The following is a 17,784-nucleotide window of genomic DNA, read 5'->3' as shown; positions in this document are numbered from 1 at the left end:
CGCGGGCAATGGCAATTAGCTCGCTAGCGCCGCAAGCCACAGCAAGACGACCGCAACCTTGTCATAAAACCACTTTTTCGTAGCGACCCACCAAGAGGCTTGCTGAGACAGTTCCCAATCTTGCTGAGCTCGGGTCAGTACGTAGGCTTTTATCGCCGCCGAATCATCAGGGCTGAGCACATCCGAAAACCCAACCATGCCCGCTTTAACCAAAGCGCCATCCAACACAATCGCATCCCACGCCTCATAGAAGCCACTGGGTAAGTGGCGCAAGTCGGGGACACTGCCATTACCAATGACACCATTACCATGACAGGGCAAACAAAAATCCATGTACAGAGTCCGCCCCCGGTCCAGCACCTGCTCGTCTTGCGTCCAAGGCTCAGGGGGACGCGTTAGGAGACGGGCTTCGGGCATGGGTGGCAAACTCACGTCTCCACCGAGCTTAAACGCCATTATGCGGGCTCGTTCAGGCTTAGGGCCGGGAGGAATACCCCCGGCAAGCGCCACCGCTCCGCCCCAGCTCACGGCAACGGCAATGTATTGCTCTCCGTCGATACTGTAGGCGACAGGCGGCGCGACAATTCGCTCCTGCGTGTCGAACGACCACAGTTTCGCGCCATTTGCCGCGTCGTAAATCGCCAGTTCAGCGGCCGAGTTGCCCTGAATGACCAACCCACCAGCAGTGGCTAGCACGCCACCATTCCAGATGGTCGGCAGCGGAATTCGCCAGCGTTCGGACTGAGTCACTGGATCCCACGCCAACAAATATCCTTGCCCGGCTCGCGCCTGCAATGCCTCCATAAGCAGCGCGTTATTGAACCCGCCTTGGTCGGTCTCAACAGCCGTATTCCAGTGACCAGGATTGACCCGATAGGCGGGCTCGTCGGCGTATTGATACGCCATCTCGTGAATAGGGATATACACCAAACCGGTATCAGGGTGATGCGCCATGGGCTGCCAGTTGTGACCGCCCATTGGCGATGGCCACTGCAACTGCGGCCCCTGCGAATAGTCGGCGTTATCGGTTTCGATTGGGCGTTTCGTTACCGGGTCATAGCCCGTCGCCCAAGTCACTTTGACGTAGGGCTCGGCAGAAATTAGCTCACCGGAGGCCCGGTCGATAATAAAAAAGAACCCGTTTTTGGGGGCATGCCACAGGACCTTGCGGGTCAGGCCGTCGATTTCCATGTCGGCCAACATAATGTGCTGTGTTGCGGTGTAATCCCACGAATCACCTGGAGTTTCTTGAAAGTGCCAACGGTACTCGCCTGTGACAGCATCAAGCGCTACCACTGAAGAAAGATACAGATTATCACCACCCTCGGGGCTGCGTACTCGCCGGTTCCAAGGCGAGCCGTTACCGACGCCAATCAACACCTGATCGAATTCGTGATCGTAGACAATCGAGTCCCACACTGTGCCGCCACCACCCAATGACCACCACTCGCCCGTCCACGTCTGTGCGGCAACCTTCATGGCGTCATTTTCGAAGCCCAACTCTGGGTTTCCGGGCACGGTATAAAAACGCCACACCAGCTCGCCAGTCGCGACCGAATAGGCCGAGACAAACCCGCGGACGCCGTATTCCGCTCCGCCGTTGCCGATGTAGACAAGGCCATTGGCCGCTCGCGGTGCGCCGGTAATACTGTAACTTCCCTGCTCACCCGCAATCGTAGAGACCGACCAAACGATTGCCCCGTTTGCTTTATCGAGAGCAATCAAACGCCCATCAAGTGTGCCAAAGATCACCTTATCATCGTACAGAGCAACACCGCGATTAACGACGTCACAGCAGGCCCGCTTACCGTAGGCTTTGTCTACCTCTGGATCGAAGCTCCACAGGCGCTCGCCGGTTTTTGCGTCCAGGGCATACACGACACTCCAGCTGCCACTGACGTACATCACGCCATTCGCAACCAGCGGTGTTGCTTCCAACCCCCGATTCGAGTCGGTATCCATGAACCAAGCCAGACCCAAATCTCGAACATTGTCGGTCTTTATTTGAGCAAGGGGGCTGTAGCGCTGTTCTTGATAATCGCGACCGTAACTCAACCATTCGGTGGGGTCGGGATGAGCGATTTCGTCGCTTGTTTGCCCCCACGACGCGCAGGCCATCACAAGCCCAATAATCAGCGCCAAGGCTGGCGTTTTTTGCTTTCTTAGGTCGCCCATACGATCTCTTTTTAGTTTGCTTAACGCTTATTCTGCGCCAAGAGCGGCGCGATAAAATTATAGGGATTCACGATACCCATACCCACAATCGGCCGCAAGCGCTTCTAAGGGCCAATTCATAGTCCAAATACATTGATACAAACGTCACGTTTTTCAGTACTCTTACGTCAAACAATGGACCATTAGCGGACGACACATAATGACAAACTCAGCCAAATGCCCTTTCACCAACTTACTCGACCCCACGTTAATCGCCAATGGCGTACCCGAAGCAATCTTTGCCGAAGTGCGCGAAGCTGGCCCTGCCGTGAAAATTGATGACCCCATTACCGGCGTGCCCTACTGGGCCGTGACACAAAAAGAAGGCATCGATTTTGTGTCTATGCACAACGAACTGTTTTCGTCAGCGTTGCGAGCTGCCACCCCCATGGAGGATCCGCAGGAGACAGTCGATAACATCATGGGTAAAATGTTTTTGAACATGGATCCGCCCCTGAACTTAGAATATCGCAAACTCATCCGCGACAACTTTTTACCGGGCACAGTAGCCACCTACCAAGAGAAGGCGGAGCGTGTCGCTAAAGAGGTCATCAACGCCGTGATTGATAGGGGCGAATGCGAGTTTGTCGAGGACGTCGCCGCTGAGCTCCCGCTGATCACGATCTTAGAATTTTTTAATATCCCCACAGACCAGCGCAAACAGTTTTTCGACTGGACCAACGACATGTTCTTTCAGGACGACCCGGCCTTCTCTGATGCCGATCGTCAGGGCGCCGAATCACGCGCGCTCGAAGCAAGCGCCAATGTGTTTATGACCTTCATGGGACTCGCCGCCGAATGGCGTGGTCGTCCCGAAAAGAATCTATGCACTCAGCTATTGAACGGTGAAATTCGCGGCGAGCCGGTCAGCGACGAAGATTTTGCGTGGATCGCTCTAATGTTGATGTCGGCCGGCAACGAAAGCACGCGAACTGCCATCACCCACGGCATGCGCAACCTGATGGAAAACCCCGACCAATATCGCTTTCTGCAAGAGCACCCAGAAGCCTTGGATGACGCGGTTGAGGAAATGCTGCGCAAAAACACCTCGTTTATTACCATGCGACGCACTGCAACGCAGGATATTTGCGCGCCAGAGCTTGGCAATGCCGACATCAAAAAAGGCGACAAGGTGGTCATGTTTTACCACGCATCAAACAACGATCCGCGCCTGTTTGGTGAGGATGCCACTCAGTTTGACCTGACCCGCCCCAAACGCCAGAGCGACTTTAAAGCCAATGTGCGCTCGTTTGGTATAGGCAAGCACAACTGTCTGGGCATGCATCTGGCCAAACTCGAGATGAAGGTGCAGCTGGCCGAGATTTTAAAGCGCATGGACAACCCGCAATTCAATGGCCCTGTTACTTACATTCATTCGTACTTTGTGCAGGGCATTCGGTCGATGCAAATTACCTTTACCAAGCGCGGCGAGTGAGGTTTAGTCTAGGGAGCTTTGACCGTGTGTAACCCCCTCGTCGCCGACTGTGCGCGGTTTTTGCTGGTATCAAAACACACATAACAACAGGACTGACTATGAACACACCAGATTTTCCAGAAGGTATTGCCCTTGTCATCGGCGGCAGCGGCGGCATGGGTGCCGAAATTTGCGTAGAGTTAGCCAACGCTGGCTCCGATATCGCCCTAACCTACAACGGCAATGAAGCCCGCGCCCTTGAAACGGTCGAGCGCGTAAAGGCCGCAGGCAAAAACGCAACCTGCCATCAGCTGAGTATTGGCGATGAGGACCGAGTGATCGGCCTAATTAATGAACTCGCGCAGGCGCAAAGAATTCACACCGTGGTCGTTGCCGCTGGCTCTGACATAGACCAGCCCTTGATTCGCGATTTAAGTCCGGCTAACTGGCGCAAAGTGATGGACGCTGACGTGGCAGGGTTCTTTAACATCGTGCACGCATCACTACCACACATGAAAGCAGCGGGTGGTGGCTCTTACGTGCATATTAGCTCGGCCGGTTTGCACAAGTGGCCTGCGGGTGATGTGCTTTCGGTCGCCCCAAAAGCTTGCATCGAGTCCTTAATTCAGGGCATTGCCAAAGAGGAAGGCGCGCACGGTATCCGAGCAAACTCAGTCGCTATTGGCGTCATTAACGCCGGTATTTTCAAACGCTTGTGGGCGGACGGCACCTTCGACCAAGCCTGGGCCGATGCTGTGCAGGCGGGCTTGTGTGTGAAACGCTGGGGCGAACCCGAGGAAGTCGCGCACGCTGTGGTCTATCTAGCATCGCAAAAAGCAGGCTATGTCACAGGGCAAATGATCTCTGTCGATGGAGGCTATGGCGTCTAGCCCAGGCACAGCGCAGACTTTGCAGTCGGGGCTCGCAAAGCGCGACATTTGCGACCGCGCCGACATAGAGACGTTTGTTCAGGCGTTTTACGCACGCCTACTGACTGACGCAGAACTGGCGCCACTGTTTCTGGACGTGGCTGCCATCGACCTCGACAAACACGTCCCGATTATTTGCGACTACTGGCAAAAGCTTTTGTTTGGCGATACCAGCTATCAGCGCCATACGATGAACAAGCATCGCGCGATTGACGCCAAACGCCCCTTTACCAAACGACACTTCGCACTTTGGACCCACTACTTCATAGCCACGATGGACGCTCAGTTTCAGGGCCCTGTGGCCGACAAAGCCAAACGCATTGCGCTGCGCATTGCACACAACATGTCAGAGCGGTTAGCCGAACACCACGCCGCCCAGCCCGCGACTTGATTGTGCTGGCTCGAAATGACATCGCTTTGATCACAAACATGGCTTATGATCGAACCATCGCCCGAACAAAGTTAATAATATGCGATTACTGATTTTTGTCTTGCTGAGTGCACTCAGCACAAACGGCCAAGCGGCTCCAACCGAGCGCCAACTGACCTTGCTGACGGTGAACTGCCTGCAATGCCATGCCAATACTCACACCGGCGCACCGGTCATGGGCGACCCCGACGCTTGGCAGCCCATTCTTGCCAAGGGCAAACAGCAAATCATGACCCACGTAGTGGAAGGCCTTAGGGGCATGCCGCCTCTGGGCTATTGCAGTGCTTGTTCGGAGGACGACTTGGTTACCCTAAGCGAACTATTGGCCGGAGGAGCTTTACAGGAGACCCCGCGATGAAACGCCGACAGTTTTTGCGTGGCACCGGCGCTTTGGGAGCCACTGGCGCTTTTGCGCTGTTGGGTGGTTGCGAGCAACCGTCAACGGAACCCCAGAGTCCAATCGCGTACGAACCCGGCAAACCTGTGCCCTGGATCAACTGGGCGGGCAATCAATCTTGTCAACCTCAACATCGACCGGCACCTGCCAGCATTGATGAATTAGTAAGCGTCCTAAAAAACGCCAAAGGCACAGTGCGCGCCGTGGGCGCAGGCCACTCATTCAGCGCCGTCGTGCCTACTGACGATACCCTAATCGCTACCGATTTATTGAGCGGCGTCATCGACCACGACCCAGTCACGAACACAGCACAAGTGCTGTCGGGCACCCGCCTGCACGACTTGGGCTATATGCTTGCCGATATCGGCCAGGCGCTACCCAATATGCCCGATATGGCCTATCTGGCCTTGGGCGGCGCCATCGTCAACTGCGCGCACGCTACGGGGGTAAATTTTGGCTCGATGGGCTCCTACGTCAACTCATTACGCCTTGCGACCGTAGGCGGAGAGCTACTCGAATGCAGTCCCAGCAGCAACCCCGATATTTTCAAGGCGGCACTAACGTCCGCTGGGGCGTTGGGAATCGTCACCGACTTTACGCTGCAAAACCAAGCGGATTTTGACTTAACAGAAGTCAACAAGATTGAGCCTTTAGAGGACATGCTTGACGACATCGAAAACCGCAAAGCGAACAATCGGCATTTTGAGTTGTTTGCCCTGCCCCACGCGTCAGTTGGGATTTCGGTGTCCACCAACCCAGCGCAACCCGGCGACAAAGCCCAAGGTCAAGACGACCCTCAGGCAGTCAATACCCTGCGCGATGTATTTAATGCAATCGCGTGGATACCGGGCGTGGGCAGTCGTTTATACGACAAGCTGCTGACCGCCGTGATGGGCAACGAAGCAGAGACCATTCGCACCGGCAAAGCGCACGAGGTACTGCCTCATGTGCGGATTGTGCGCTTTCGAGAAATGGAATACACCGTACCCGCAGAATTAGGCCCTGCCTGCCTTCGTGAGATTATGGCCACTATTCGCAACAAACAGCTGCCTCTGAGTTTCCCCATTGAATATCGGTACGTCAAAGCTGATGATATTTGGCTAAGCATGTTCCAAGGGCAAGACGGCGCTACCATTTCTATTCACCAATATGGCGATCTGGATTACCGCCCAATTTTCGCAGAGCTCGAGCCAATATTCTGGCGCTACGGTGGTCGCCCCCACTGGGGCAAACTGCATACCTTAAAGTCCTCGGATTTAGCTGAACTTTACCCCAAACACTGGCGGGACTTTTTGGCCGTCAGAGAGAGCCTAGACCCAGACAAACGCCTAATGAACGCCCACCTAAAAGAATTATTTGGAGCGTAAGCATGCCCTCTCGACGCAATGTCATTCTTGGTGCTTTGGGTGCAGCTGGGCTTGCTGCTTGGCTAAAACCCAAAGATAAAGGCGGTGTTTATACGCCCTACTTCACCGAGCTTAACCAAACGCTTAAAGCTGCAGGGATTGGCACCCCGAGCTTGATTATTGATTTAGACCGACTGGATCGCAATATCGACCGTATCACTCAAACCCTAGGTACTGCGCCGTGGCTGAGTTATCGCGTCGTGACCAAGTCGGTACCGAGCCCCGAGCTCGTGCGCTACATCAGCGAGCGAGCCTCGACTCAAGCGCAAATGATTTTTCATTTACCTTTCTTGCTGGCGACGACGCAAGTGACGCCGGATGCGGATATACTCATCGGCAAACCCTTCCCCATCGCGGCGGTGGACGAATTTTATCGCAAACACACAGGGGCCTTTGACCCCGCGAAACAGCTCCAGTGGTTGGTCGATACGACGGCACGACTTCAACAGTATTTAGACTTTGCCCAGGAAAACCAGCTGACCCTTCGTGTAAACCTAGAACTTGATGTCGGACTACATCGCGGTGGGTTCGTTGCCGATGAAGCACTGAGCGATGCTTTGGGCATCATCAGAGCCAACCCCCAACACCTAACCTTCAGCGGTTTTATGGGCTACGACGCGCATTTGATGGGCATACCCAGTGCGTTGGCCAAACGTGAACTACCCAAAGTCAAAGCCCGCTATCAAGCGGCCTTGGATCTACTCGATAGTCAATTCCAAGACCTGGTAACACAGGATTTATGCTTTAACGGTGCGGGCAGTCCCACCTTCAGGAACTACCAAGACAAACCCTTGCTGACCGAGGTGTCAGCGGGCACCTGTTTGATGAAGCCTACGCACTACGACATTGCTAGCCTGGAAGATTTCGAGCCCGCCGCTTACATCGCCTCGCCCGTGCTGAAACGAGGCCAAGGTGGCCGCCTGCCCGCTCTCGAATGGACGGCACCGCTCATTCGCGCCTGGGACCCAAACCAAGCGCAAATGTACTTTGGCTACAGCGGCAATTGGATGGCCGACATAGAGGCACCGCCAGGCCTTGCCTCGCATTTTGCCTATAAAAGCTCGAATCAAGAAGGCTACCAAGCCTCTAACAAGGTCGAACTAGACGTCGATGACTTTATATTTTTAAGACCGCAGCAGAGCGAAGCCGTTCTGCTGCAGTTCGGCGATTTACTCGCGGTGCGTGGCAACAGAATTGAGGCGCGCTGGCCGGTGCTATCGGGTACGGGGCATGCTTAAAGCGTAACCAAAGTGGTTGACGATTGACGGGGCGATAACGTCTTATAGGTCTAAATCAAACGCATCGGCATCCATAAACGCGGGAAACTGTTCGTGATACGCCCGCATAGCAGCGGCATCAGCAAGGCCTTGCTCGCAACCCGCGCGATTCTGCATGTCGACCACTAATTGACCGCGGGGGTCCACTAACATGCTGTCGCCTGAGTAGTTCAACCCGTTGGCGTCGGCACCGATGCGGTTAACGCCCACCACATAAGCCAGATTTTCAATCGCGCGCGCCTGCAACAACGTACGCCAATGGTGCGCTCTGGCGCTCGGCCAATTAGCAACATACAACAACAGGTCGTAATCTTGTTTATTACGGCTAAACACGGGAAAGCGCAGGTCGTAACAGACCTCGAGCTTAATGCGCCAATCTCGCCAGTTCACAATCACTCGGTCGCTACCGGGCGCGTAGCGCTTGTGTTCGCCCAACATGCGAAACAGGTGGCGTTTGTCGTAATGCCAACAGTTATCGGGGGTTACAAACAGCAGGCGGTTGTATACGAACTCACCCTCTTTCACGGCAATACTGCCTGTGATCGCACAATCCAACTGTTTAGCCAGATCTTGCATCCACTCTTGAGTTGGGCCTTGGGGTTCTTCGGCGTTGCCTAAGGCGTTCATCGAAAAACCGGTGGTGAACATCTCGGGCAGTACGATTAGGTCACTCGCAGGCGCCTGCTCACGTATTTTTTGCTCAAAAAACGCACGATTCTCTGCAGGGTCTTCCCACTTAAGCTCGTGTTGAACTAGGGTCACGGCTAAATTGCGCATAAGCGTTTTGCGGCCTCCTGAAGCACCGAGTCGGTTTTAGCAAAACAAAACCGTAGATACGACGATTTCGGTGGCGTTTCATAAAACGGGGTTAGGGGTATCGATGCCACTCCGTACTCTTTGGTCCAACGCTGGCACAGGATGGTATCGGGCTCATCGGTAATGGCCGAGTAATCAAGCAACTGGAAAAAACTGCCTTGGCTCGGTGTCCACGTAAAACGCGAGCCCTTTAGGGCGTTCAAAAACACATCGCGGCGATGCCGGTACTCATCTGCTAATTGAAAGGCGTAATTCGGTTCGGCTTCCATAAAATCCGCCAAGGCGTGCTGCACCGGGGTTACTGCCACAAACGCGACATACTGATGCACTTTTCGCAACTCAGCGGTTAGATCCGCAGGGGCAATGCAATAGCCCGTTTTCCAGCCGGTGACGCTGAAGGTTTTACCGAAGGAAAAATGGGCAAAACTGCGTTCCCGCAACCCAGGGACTTGCAGCACCGATCGATGAGAGCCATCGAATACCAAATGCTCATAGACCTCATCACTGCACACGTAAAAATCATAACGTTCAGCAAATTCCGCTAAGCGCTGCAAAGCCTCAGGCTCCAAGTTAGTGCCACACGGGTTATGGGGTGAATTAATCATCACTAAACGCGTTTTGTTCGATAGGGCTTGCTCGAAACGGTCCCAGTCAATCTGAAACTCGGGCGCAGGCAAAGGCAGGCGAATTGCCCTACCCCCCGCCAAATCTACCGCCGGCTCATAGCTGTCATAGGCCGGGTCGAACATAATGACCTCGTCGCCAGGGCGAACCAGTGCCTGCACGCAACAGAAAATACCCTCGGTCGCACCCGGCACAATAGAAATTTCTGTTTCAGGGTCCACAGCTACACCGCGGTGCAACAACACGCTCGAGGCCACCGCTTCGCGTAAGCGCAACAGGCCCGCCATGGGCGCGTATTGATTATTGCCCGCCATAGCATGCCGCCCTAGCGCCTCACGTAAAGCCTGGGGAGCCTCGAAATCAGGGAACCCCTGTGACAAGTTCAAGGCACCGGTTTGCTGTGCAAGCGCAGACATCGTCGTAAATATGGTGGTTCCCACCTTGGGTAATTTGGTCTTGAGCACGCCATGAATCCAAAAGCAAAACGCTACGTTAGCACAGGCCAGATAGCCTTTACACAGGGTCTTAGTCTGGCCAACTGACGAGACCGTCACAACGCACAAACTCTGCCCAAACCACAGTGGGCTAGATAACGGGCACCTGCGTATTTATACCATGAAATATGAGTCTATTATCGCATGACCCCACGCAACCTTTTAGCTGCAGGCCTGTTTTGTGGTCTTGCCGTAGCCTGCGCTAACCCACAAGCTGAGCTAGCTGCACACGAGCACTATGAAACGACAGGGGGCTCAATGAAACTCGCCCTTATACCGCCCGCGGAACAAGATGACGACGGACGTTATCTCAATCTAGATCCTGAGGGTAGCCATGGGTCAATCGCTACTCGGTTGGGGTTTTTCGGCCGAAGAATACTGACGCCGTTTCGCGCAGGCGCAGGCGCCGCCGAGCACACCACAGAAGCACAAGTTAGCATCGAAGCCGCTGACTCGGTGCAATGGGTCGGTCATTCAACACTGCTGGTGTCGATGCATGGCTTACATTTTTTAACCGACCCCATATGGTCCAATACGCCGAGTCCTACTCCACCCTTCGGACCCTCAAGGTTTGTGCCCCCAGGCTTAGCATTGCAGGACCTACCTTACATTGATTTTATCTTAGTGTCGCACAACCACTACGACCACCTAGATGTTCCAACGCTGAAAAAACTGGCCAAACAATTTCCGGATACCCCGTTTGTTGTGCCCAAAGACAACGCGGCGTTGCTAAACAAACATGGCGTGAACAACACCATAGAGCTTAATTGGGGAGAACAGACACAAATCGGTAACCTCACCATAAGTTGCCTACCCGCTCAGCATTGGAGTAAACGAGGTATTGGCGATACCCGCCAAGCACTCTGGTCCTCTTGGTCGGTGACGAGTCCGAATAAACGCTTTTACTTCGGCGGCGATTCGGCTTACTTTTCTGGATACAAACTCATTGGAGATGCGTTGGGCCCCTTTGACCTGGTTGCTCTGCCCATTGGTGCCTATTCGCCTCGCGACATGATGCAGGGTTCCCACATGAATCCAGAGGAAGCCATCAAGGCAGCGTTGGACCTAAGAGCCACCCGAGTCCTACCCATTCACTACGGAACCTTTGATTTATCGGACGAACCCCTCGACGAGCCGCTGGCGCGCTTTGAGACCGCATTACAAACCATGACAAACAACCTCAGTGCCCTAATACTGAAGATAGGCGAACGCCATGCATTTTAGGTGTCGATCCTGATATTCGACAGGCTAAAAAACGTCTGCTACCACACACTCAGGGCAGACCGTTCGCTGCCATGTATCGAGGCCGTCGAACTGGTCCAAAGGAAGATCAGCGACGACACCTGGGTCGGCCATCCGTAAGTTGAGTCCAACTCGGTAAAACCCCTCGTCGTTTGGCGCTAAGGCACGCCAGTACATAAGGCCACGACAATTCGAACAAGCGTGGAACGCCAACGAATCGGCGGGTTGATAAGCCAGTGTTGCACCCTGAATTGAAACATTCTGCTCGTCGTACCCGTACACCCACAACGCGCCATACCGGCGACACACGGTGCAGTTGCACCGCAGAGCAGCTTGCGGTTCACCATTCAATACCCAGGAACATTCCCCGCAGTGGCAAGCGCCCTGTAATTTCATCGCTGTACACCTCTTACTGTAGGCTGTTAATGTCGACTAGGACACGGGGATTGGAATTCGTCGCACAATGACACGGCAATGAGACAAATTCATTTATCGCACAAACGGCACTTGGCAACAGATCTTATCCTTTTCGCACAAGGCTTGCCCAACTCTTAGAACGGGCACCCACAGAAGCAACACTCATGCATGAAAAAAACTCAATCATCATGAAAAAATCATCGTTTGCCGCATTTTTCTCGCAAAGCTTATTCTGCCCCTGATCAAGATTAAACACTACGAATAATCATAAATAGCAGGAGCACTTGCATGAATAAGGAATCCCCCTCTTTGTTCAACACAAAAGATAGTCCTAAATTTAAGACAACCACCCTAAGCCAGAGAGTCTTCCAGGCCAGCTTAATCGGAGCACTTGGTGCTAATATGCTCGCGGCACCGGCAGCCTTGGCTCAACTCCAACTCGAAGAGGTGGTCGTTACGGCACAGAAGCGAAGTGAAAGCTTGCAAGACGTGCCAATCAGCATGAACGCCATCAACAGCGACCAATTAGACGCCTTAAATGTGACTAACTTTGGTGACTATGTCGCTCAGATCCCCTCGGTCTCTTTTACTCAACGACGCCCCGGCCAAGCTCAACTATTCATGCGCGGCATCTCGGATGGCGGAAACTCGAATCAGTCTTTACAAGGCCCAGCGGTCGCAATTTACTTAGACGAACAGCCTGTCACGGCAATCGGGCTAAACCTTGATGTGCACGTCTATGATGTAGCGCGCATAGAGGTGCTAATGGGTCCTCAGGGCACTCTGTATGGCGCGGCTTCACAGGCGGGCAACTTGCGAATCATAACCAAGAAACCTGACCCTTCCGGCTTCGAAGCGGGCTTTGATGTTGCTGCTGAATCGATAAGCGATGGTGATACGGGTTACATGGTCGAGGGTTTCGTCAATATTCCTCTCAGTGATAGCGCAGCCTTGCGTGTCGTTGGCTGGCGCGACGAGGACGGTGGCTACATTGACTCAGTTGCAGATACCATTACCTACCCGCTTAGTGGCATTACGAAAAGTAGCGCGCAGTACGTTGAAAAAGACTTCAACACGTCAACTAAAACAGGATTACGAGCTGCGCTCAAAGTTGACTTAGACGAGAGCTGGACCGCAACGGTATCGGCTATTCATCAACAAACCGAAACCGATGGTATCTGGGACCATGACCCTGATGCACTTGGGTCGCTTGAGGTATCACGCTTTTTTGATGACCGCCAAGATGACGAATGGACCCAAATGGGATTGGTTGTCGAGGGTGACTTAGGATTTGCGGATTTAACCTACGCAGGCTCGTATCTAGACCGTGATTTTGAGGTTTACAGCGATTACTCTGCCTATTCGATCAGTGGTTACGTAGAACCTTACTACACCTGCTATAGCTCTTACTTTGGTCCATGCGTTGACCCAAGCATACAGTTCATCAACGAAACCGACATTAAGTTCGAAACGCACGAGTTACGTTTGACTTCGGCTCAAGACCAGCGCTTCCGCTGGATACTGGGCGCGTTTTACATGAAAAACGAAACCAAGTATGACTCTCAGTGGAGTGTTCCGCCCATCAATCCAGGGGCTGCGGTACGCGACGACCTGTACTTTGAGACAGACCAGGTTCGAGAAGACTCAGAAACCGCCGTATTCGGTGAATTCAGCTACGATTTAAACGACCAACTGACCGCGACCTTCGGATTTAGAGACTTCGACAGCGAAACCACCTTAAGCGGCTTCGTCGGCACCGTGTGGTGGCCGGATTGCTGTTACGCTTTTAGCGACACTCGTCCACCCGACAACGTAAATTCGAAATTCGAGGGCAGCGATAATACGTTCAAATTTAATGTCTCCTATAAGGTAGATGACAACACCTTACTCTACGCAACCGCTAGCGAGGGTTATCGTCCAGGTGGGGCTAACCGCACCCAACAGCTCGGCGCCACTTATGAGGCCGACTTCGTTACAGCCTATGAACTTGGTTTAAAAAGCACCCTTATGGATGGCCGCATGCGCTTCAATGCCGCTGTCTACAGCATGGACTGGGATGATATGCAGCTCGGATTCTTCAATCCGGCGATTTCCTTACTTGGCTTGGTAGACAACGTTGGCACAGCCGAGAGCCAAGGCTTTGAACTAGACACCACGTTCTTGGCGACCGAGCGACTAGAGCTTAATTTCTCGTACGCGTATAACAAGGCCGAGCTCACCGAAGACTATGACAGCCGCAACGATGGTACCCCCGATGCACTAAGTGGTCAGGATCTGCCCTTTACCCCCGACAGCAAATGGGCCTTAACCGCCCGTTATACCTTTGACTGGATGGGCGGCGATGGTTATGCCATGGCGAATACAACGTTTACCGACAGCATGTACAACGACATTTTCCTGAGCAATCGTGAAGAAATGGATTCGTATACCGTGACCAATCTGTCACTGGGGCTAGAGCAAAATGGTTGGACAGCGGAACTCTTCGCCAGTAATGTCTTCAACGAGGAAGCCGAGCTGTATATTAACACCGCTGATATCCGTCGATTAGTGACAGTCAATCGTCCTAGGACCATAGGCCTGCGGTTTGGTATGCGATTCGAGTAAATTCGCTAAACCATAAATTCAATCACGTTGTCGGAGACGGCCTATTACGAGTATCACGCGACACCAGTTGCCTCCTGCCCTTATGGAGGCAGCTGCACATATCGCAAAACATGAATTTGGCGCGGCTGAAGCTATTCTCAGGCCCTATCTAAAAGAGCAACCTGGGGATGTGAACGCCATCCGGATGCTGGGTGAAATCGGCCTGGAACTCGGCGCCCTGCGCGACGCAGAAAATCTATTGGCTCAGTGCGTCAAACTTGCGCCAGATTACCCAGCGGGCCGCTACAGCTATGCGAACGTTCTGTACAAACGGCATCGTTTTTCCGAGGCTATCGAGCAGCTCGACAAACTGCTGCATATCGCTCCTAACAACCCAGCGTATTTAGCACTTAAAGCCGCTAATTTGGCCGAAATCTCACAGCATCAGCAGGCGATTGATATTTTTTCCGAGCTGTTAGCTCACGACCCCACTAATGCCAGCGTGCGGCTCAGCCTGGGCCACGCACAACGCGCCGTTGGCGACCAAACAGCAGCGATAGACACTTATCGCAAAGTTGCCGAATCTAGCCCCGAGTACGGCGAAGCCTGCTGGAGCTTAGCCAATCTAAAAACCTATCGCTTTAGTGAGTCGGCGCTTGAAACAATGCGGGAGCAGCTCAAAGCCAGCGGCGGCGATTACCGTAAGACGTACCACCTACTCTTCGCTCTTGCGAAAGCACTCGAAGACGCAAAACGGTATCAGGAAGCGATGGCAGCGCTCGCGCAGGGTAACAAACTCAAAAGTAAAACCGTGCCCTGGAGCACAGATCAGTTCGAGCAAGACACGCAAGCACTGATCGATTTTTTTCAGGCAGAGCGTCTTCAGATTCTTGCGAGTTCTGAGCTTCACGCCCCAGACCCTATCTTCATCGTAGGCTTGCCGCGCGCCGGCTCTACGCTCATTGAGCAAATTTTATCTTCGCACTCTCAAGTCGAGGGGACCGCTGAGTTGGCTAATATGATTGCCATTGCGCGGAGCTTAGCCAACAAGACCAACAGATCCTCAAAATCTCAGTATCCCGAAATACTAGAGCAGCTCAATGAACAGCAACTCGCTGCCCTGGGAAAGCGCTACCTCGATGAGACGCGCCTGCAACGTCAGACCCAAAAGCCCTATTTCATAGACAAAATGCCGAACAATTTCAGCCACATAGGACTGATACATCAAATTATTCCTAACGCAAAAGTTATCGACGCCAGACGGAACCCTATGGACTGCTGCTTTAGCGGCTACAAACAATTATTCGCTAGCGGTCAGGGCTTTACCTACAGCCAGCGACGCATCGCACACTACTACCGCCAATACGAGCGCTTGATGAACCATTGGGATGTGGTGTTTCCTGGTTTTGTTTACCGGGTGCACTACGAGGCGATGATCGAAAACCCCGAGCATGAAATTAGGGCCCTACTGACCTATTGCGGTTTGGAGTTTGAAGAGGCGTGCTTAAATTTTCATGAAACACAGCGCCCCGTGCGAACCGCCAGCTCTGAACAAGTTCGCCAACCCATCAACCGTAAAGGCATTGGCGCTTGGAAGCCTTACGAAGCCTGGTTAAAACCCATGATGACCGAGCTCGGTGATAGTGTTGGTCACTACCCCTACAACTAGCGCGATGCCAAACCATTTAACGAGCTGTCGTTAGCCACTTCCCCTAACAGCCAGTCTCTAAATGCCTGTATCTTTGGCATATCGGCCTTTTCGTGTCTGCCCACCAAATACCATGCGTTGGGGTTCTTAACGCGCTTATCTGGGAACAATTCAACCAAACTTCCTACCGCAAGGTCATGAGCCACGTAAGGCTGCTGCCCTATCCCAATGCCCATGCCTTGAGCTGCCGATGACAGAGCCACATCGTAAGACTCGAATTGCAATCCAGACTCTGGCACAACGTCGGCGTCTATGCCCTGCGACTCTAGCCACACGTGCCAATCGCCTGCTGACGGATAAACTTGCAAGATGGGGTGATCCCTAATTTCGGCAGGGTCATGAAATCTTCCGTGCCGTTCAAGATACTGGGGACTACACACTGGAAATAGCTCGCTATCGAATAAGTGGGTGTAGTGAAGCTGACTATTCGAGGCGCGCCCGATCATAATGGCGAGATCAATGTCGTCTTGATCAAAATTCACATCATCTTGCGAGGTATGTAAACGAACTTGCAGGTTCGGATGTGCGCGCTGAAATTCTGCTAATCGTGGCAGCAACCACCGTATCGTAAAAGTCGAATACACTTGAACAGTAAGCGTTGTCGACAAGCGATCGGAGACCACAAGTTCAGTCGCATCCGAAATACGATCCAAAGCATCTCGCAGTACGGGATAGTACATGGCGCCCTTGCGATTTAGCTCTACCGCGCGAATTTGCCTGACGAATAAATGAACACCCAAATACTCTTCCAAGGAGCGTACTTGATGGCTAATAGCCGATTGCGACACCGACAGTTCCTCTGCGGCGAGTTTGAAACTACCGTGGCGAGCGGCCGCTTCGAATGCCCTCAAAGCGTTTAATGGGGGTAGCTTTCTTTTCTGTCGGCGCAATTTCATAGGCTACTCGCTCACAAGCAGATACATGAATTATTTTCATTGAACTACACATTTATATCATTTGTAGCGCCTGTCTATGATTGAGAAAATTTGTTGTGTCGTCAATCACTAACTATAATAACGGTGGTACTACTTTGAGTGACTCTCTCGTAGCTTTGGTCACAGCAGGTGCTTCGGGTATCGGCAAAGCCATTGTCGAAAAACTTCTTGAAAACAACTATCGCGTGCATGTTGCCGACATCAATGTCTCTGCGCTAACGCAACTGCAGACCGAATACCCAACGCTTTCGGGCACCGTCGCGGACCTAGGAAAGTCCAGCGATGCGGAGCGCGTTTTCACAGACTGCATAACATCACACGGCCGTATCGACGTATTAGTCAATAATGTCGGGATAGCCGGCAATACCGCGCGCGTCGAAGACGCCGACCCAGATAACTGGGATACGACTATCGCTGTCAGCCTGAGTAGCTGCTTTTACATGACCCGCCTGTGCAGCCCACAAATACAGCAGAACAAGGGCTGCATAATAAACATGGCCTCAAACGCGGCATTATTTGGCTTTCCTATGCGCAGCGCTTATACCGCGGCCAAATGGGCGTTAATCGGCCTTACAAAAACGTGGGCGATGGAAATGGGCCCCATGGGAGTGCGCGTTAATGCAATCTGCCCAGGCAGTGTTAGCGGACCCAGAATTGATGGGGTTATTGAACGAGACGCGCAAGAACGAGGCATGACACCCCAGGCAATCCGCGAAGTCTACCAGCGCCAATCGTCAATGCGCATATTCGTGGATGCCGAGGACATTGCCAATACGGTTTTGTTTTTGTGTTCAGAGGGCGCTAGATACATCTCGGGACAAGCACTTGCAGTGGATGGTCATACAGAGGGTTTATCGAACTGGTTAGAGCCCTAGTGACTCGCATCCTCTCTTACCGA

General features: G+C 53.0%; 15 protein-coding genes. 10 read left to right on the top strand and 5 right to left on the bottom strand.

The window, feature by feature from the left end; all coding sequences use genetic code 11:
• Nucleotides 1–15 precede the first annotated feature (15 nt).
• Nucleotides 16–2,175: a PQQ-dependent dehydrogenase, methanol/ethanol family gene (locus tag EYZ66_RS06345; RefSeq protein ID WP_009576708.1), complete on the bottom strand. Its 2,160-nt coding sequence runs from the start codon at nucleotides 2,173–2,175 to the stop codon at nucleotides 16–18.
• A gap of 199 nt (nucleotides 2,176–2,374) precedes the next feature.
• On the opposite strand from EYZ66_RS06345, the gene EYZ66_RS06340 reads away from it, so the two are divergent.
• The 6 genes from EYZ66_RS06340 to EYZ66_RS06315 all read left to right on the top strand — a co-directional run bounded on the left by EYZ66_RS06340 (nucleotide 2,375) and on the right by EYZ66_RS06315 (nucleotide 8,028).
• Nucleotides 2,375–3,649 (top strand): cytochrome P450, encoded by a 1,275-nt coding sequence (locus EYZ66_RS06340; protein ID WP_009576709.1) that lies wholly within the window; start codon nucleotides 2,375–2,377, stop codon nucleotides 3,647–3,649.
• A gap of 98 nt (nucleotides 3,650–3,747) precedes the next feature.
• Nucleotides 3,748–4,518: an SDR family NAD(P)-dependent oxidoreductase gene (locus tag EYZ66_RS06335; protein WP_009576710.1), complete on the top strand. Its 771-nt coding sequence runs from the start codon at nucleotides 3,748–3,750 to the stop codon at nucleotides 4,516–4,518.
• Nucleotides 4,508–4,948, top strand: a complete 441-nt coding sequence (locus EYZ66_RS06330) for a group III truncated hemoglobin (protein WP_139042618.1) — start codon at nucleotides 4,508–4,510, stop codon at nucleotides 4,946–4,948. The genes EYZ66_RS06335 and EYZ66_RS06330 overlap by 11 nt, the downstream gene beginning before the upstream one ends.
• Nucleotides 4,949–5,027: 79 nt before the next feature.
• Nucleotides 5,028–5,345, top strand: coding sequence for a c-type cytochrome (locus EYZ66_RS06325; protein WP_050793458.1), 318 nt, complete (start codon nucleotides 5,028–5,030; stop codon nucleotides 5,343–5,345).
• Entirely contained in the window at nucleotides 5,342–6,751 is a 1,410-nt protein-coding gene (locus EYZ66_RS06320) for a D-arabinono-1,4-lactone oxidase (protein WP_009576713.1), read from the top strand. The genes EYZ66_RS06325 and EYZ66_RS06320 overlap by 4 nt, the downstream gene beginning before the upstream one ends.
• Before the next feature lie 2 nt (nucleotides 6,752–6,753).
• Nucleotides 6,754–8,028 (top strand): alanine racemase, encoded by a 1,275-nt coding sequence (locus tag EYZ66_RS06315; RefSeq protein ID WP_160195627.1) that lies wholly within the window; start codon nucleotides 6,754–6,756, stop codon nucleotides 8,026–8,028.
• A gap of 42 nt (nucleotides 8,029–8,070) precedes the next feature.
• Here the strand turns inward: EYZ66_RS06315 and EYZ66_RS06310 are convergent, their stop codons facing one another.
• The gene (locus tag EYZ66_RS06310; RefSeq protein ID WP_009576715.1) at nucleotides 8,071–8,844 is read right to left on the bottom strand and encodes an amidohydrolase; all 774 of its coding nucleotides are present in this window, start codon (nucleotides 8,842–8,844) and stop codon (nucleotides 8,071–8,073) included.
• A complete protein-coding gene (locus EYZ66_RS06305; RefSeq protein ID WP_235714744.1) occupies nucleotides 8,832–10,061 on the bottom strand; it encodes a methionine aminotransferase in 1,230 nt (409 codons plus the stop codon). Before EYZ66_RS06305 ends, EYZ66_RS06310 begins: the two co-directional genes overlap by 13 nt.
• 198 nt (nucleotides 10,062–10,259) lie before the next feature.
• On the opposite strand from EYZ66_RS06305, the gene EYZ66_RS06300 reads away from it, so the two are divergent.
• Complete coding sequence (locus tag EYZ66_RS06300; protein WP_160195626.1) at nucleotides 10,260–11,225, top strand: MBL fold metallo-hydrolase; 966 nt, start codon at nucleotides 10,260–10,262, stop codon at nucleotides 11,223–11,225.
• Between the two features lie 24 nt (nucleotides 11,226–11,249).
• Here EYZ66_RS06300 and EYZ66_RS06295 read toward each other — a convergent pair whose 3' ends face one another.
• Nucleotides 11,250–11,639, bottom strand: coding sequence for a GFA family protein (locus EYZ66_RS06295; protein ID WP_160195625.1), 390 nt, complete (start codon nucleotides 11,637–11,639; stop codon nucleotides 11,250–11,252).
• Between the two features lie 309 nt (nucleotides 11,640–11,948).
• On the opposite strand from EYZ66_RS06295, the gene EYZ66_RS06290 reads away from it, so the two are divergent.
• Complete coding sequence (locus EYZ66_RS06290; RefSeq protein WP_216088981.1) at nucleotides 11,949–14,264, top strand: TonB-dependent receptor; 2,316 nt, start codon at nucleotides 11,949–11,951, stop codon at nucleotides 14,262–14,264.
• Nucleotides 14,265–14,346: 82 nt separating this feature from the next.
• Nucleotides 14,347–15,912, top strand: a complete 1,566-nt coding sequence (locus tag EYZ66_RS06285; protein WP_009576394.1) for a tetratricopeptide repeat-containing sulfotransferase family protein — start codon at nucleotides 14,347–14,349, stop codon at nucleotides 15,910–15,912.
• On the opposite strand, the gene gcvA is transcribed toward EYZ66_RS06285, so the two are convergent.
• Complete coding sequence (gcvA, locus tag EYZ66_RS06280; protein WP_009576395.1) at nucleotides 15,909–16,847, bottom strand: transcriptional regulator GcvA; 939 nt, start codon at nucleotides 16,845–16,847, stop codon at nucleotides 15,909–15,911. The two genes, EYZ66_RS06285 and gcvA, sit on opposite strands and share 4 nt — an antisense overlap.
• 134 nt (nucleotides 16,848–16,981) lie before the next feature.
• Between gcvA and EYZ66_RS06275 the strand changes: the two genes are divergently transcribed.
• Nucleotides 16,982–17,761: an SDR family oxidoreductase gene (locus EYZ66_RS06275; protein WP_139042597.1), complete on the top strand. Its 780-nt coding sequence runs from the start codon at nucleotides 16,982–16,984 to the stop codon at nucleotides 17,759–17,761.
• The last annotated feature ends 23 nt before the right edge of the window (nucleotides 17,762–17,784 follow it).

It is taken from the genome of Aequoribacter fuscus (assembly GCF_009910365.1).
In the GTDB taxonomy this organism is placed as follows: Bacteria; Pseudomonadota; Gammaproteobacteria; order Pseudomonadales; family Halieaceae; genus Aequoribacter; species Aequoribacter fuscus.
Note: the sequence above shows the minus strand (reverse complement) of the source record. Positions and strands in the feature narration are given on the sequence as shown.

Bases quoted from the DNA above. Each gene is read 5' to 3' on its own strand.
- EYZ66_RS06345 (WP_009576708.1), bottom strand. From the start codon at position 2,175: ATGGGCGACCTAAGAAAGCAAAAAACGCCAGCCTTGGCGCTGATTATT.
- EYZ66_RS06340 (WP_009576709.1), top strand. From the start codon at position 2,375: ATGACAAACTCAGCCAAATGCCCTTTCACCAACTTACTCGACCCCACG.
- EYZ66_RS06335 (WP_009576710.1), top strand. From the start codon at position 3,748: ATGAACACACCAGATTTTCCAGAAGGTATTGCCCTTGTCATCGGCGGC.
- EYZ66_RS06330 (WP_139042618.1), top strand. From the start codon at position 4,508: ATGGCGTCTAGCCCAGGCACAGCGCAGACTTTGCAGTCGGGGCTCGCA.
- EYZ66_RS06325 (WP_050793458.1), top strand. From the start codon at position 5,028: ATGCGATTACTGATTTTTGTCTTGCTGAGTGCACTCAGCACAAACGGC.
- EYZ66_RS06320 (WP_009576713.1), top strand. From the start codon at position 5,342: ATGAAACGCCGACAGTTTTTGCGTGGCACCGGCGCTTTGGGAGCCACT.
- EYZ66_RS06315 (WP_160195627.1), top strand. From the start codon at position 6,754: ATGCCCTCTCGACGCAATGTCATTCTTGGTGCTTTGGGTGCAGCTGGG.
- EYZ66_RS06310 (WP_009576715.1), bottom strand. From the start codon at position 8,844: ATGCGCAATTTAGCCGTGACCCTAGTTCAACACGAGCTTAAGTGGGAA.
- EYZ66_RS06300 (WP_160195626.1), top strand. From the start codon at position 10,260: ATGAAACTCGCCCTTATACCGCCCGCGGAACAAGATGACGACGGACGT.
- EYZ66_RS06295 (WP_160195625.1), bottom strand. From the start codon at position 11,639: ATGAAATTACAGGGCGCTTGCCACTGCGGGGAATGTTCCTGGGTATTG.
- EYZ66_RS06290 (WP_216088981.1), top strand. From the start codon at position 11,949: ATGAATAAGGAATCCCCCTCTTTGTTCAACACAAAAGATAGTCCTAAA.
- EYZ66_RS06285 (WP_009576394.1), top strand. From the start codon at position 14,347: ATGGAGGCAGCTGCACATATCGCAAAACATGAATTTGGCGCGGCTGAA.
- gcvA (WP_009576395.1), bottom strand. From the start codon at position 16,847: ATGAAATTGCGCCGACAGAAAAGAAAGCTACCCCCATTAAACGCTTTG.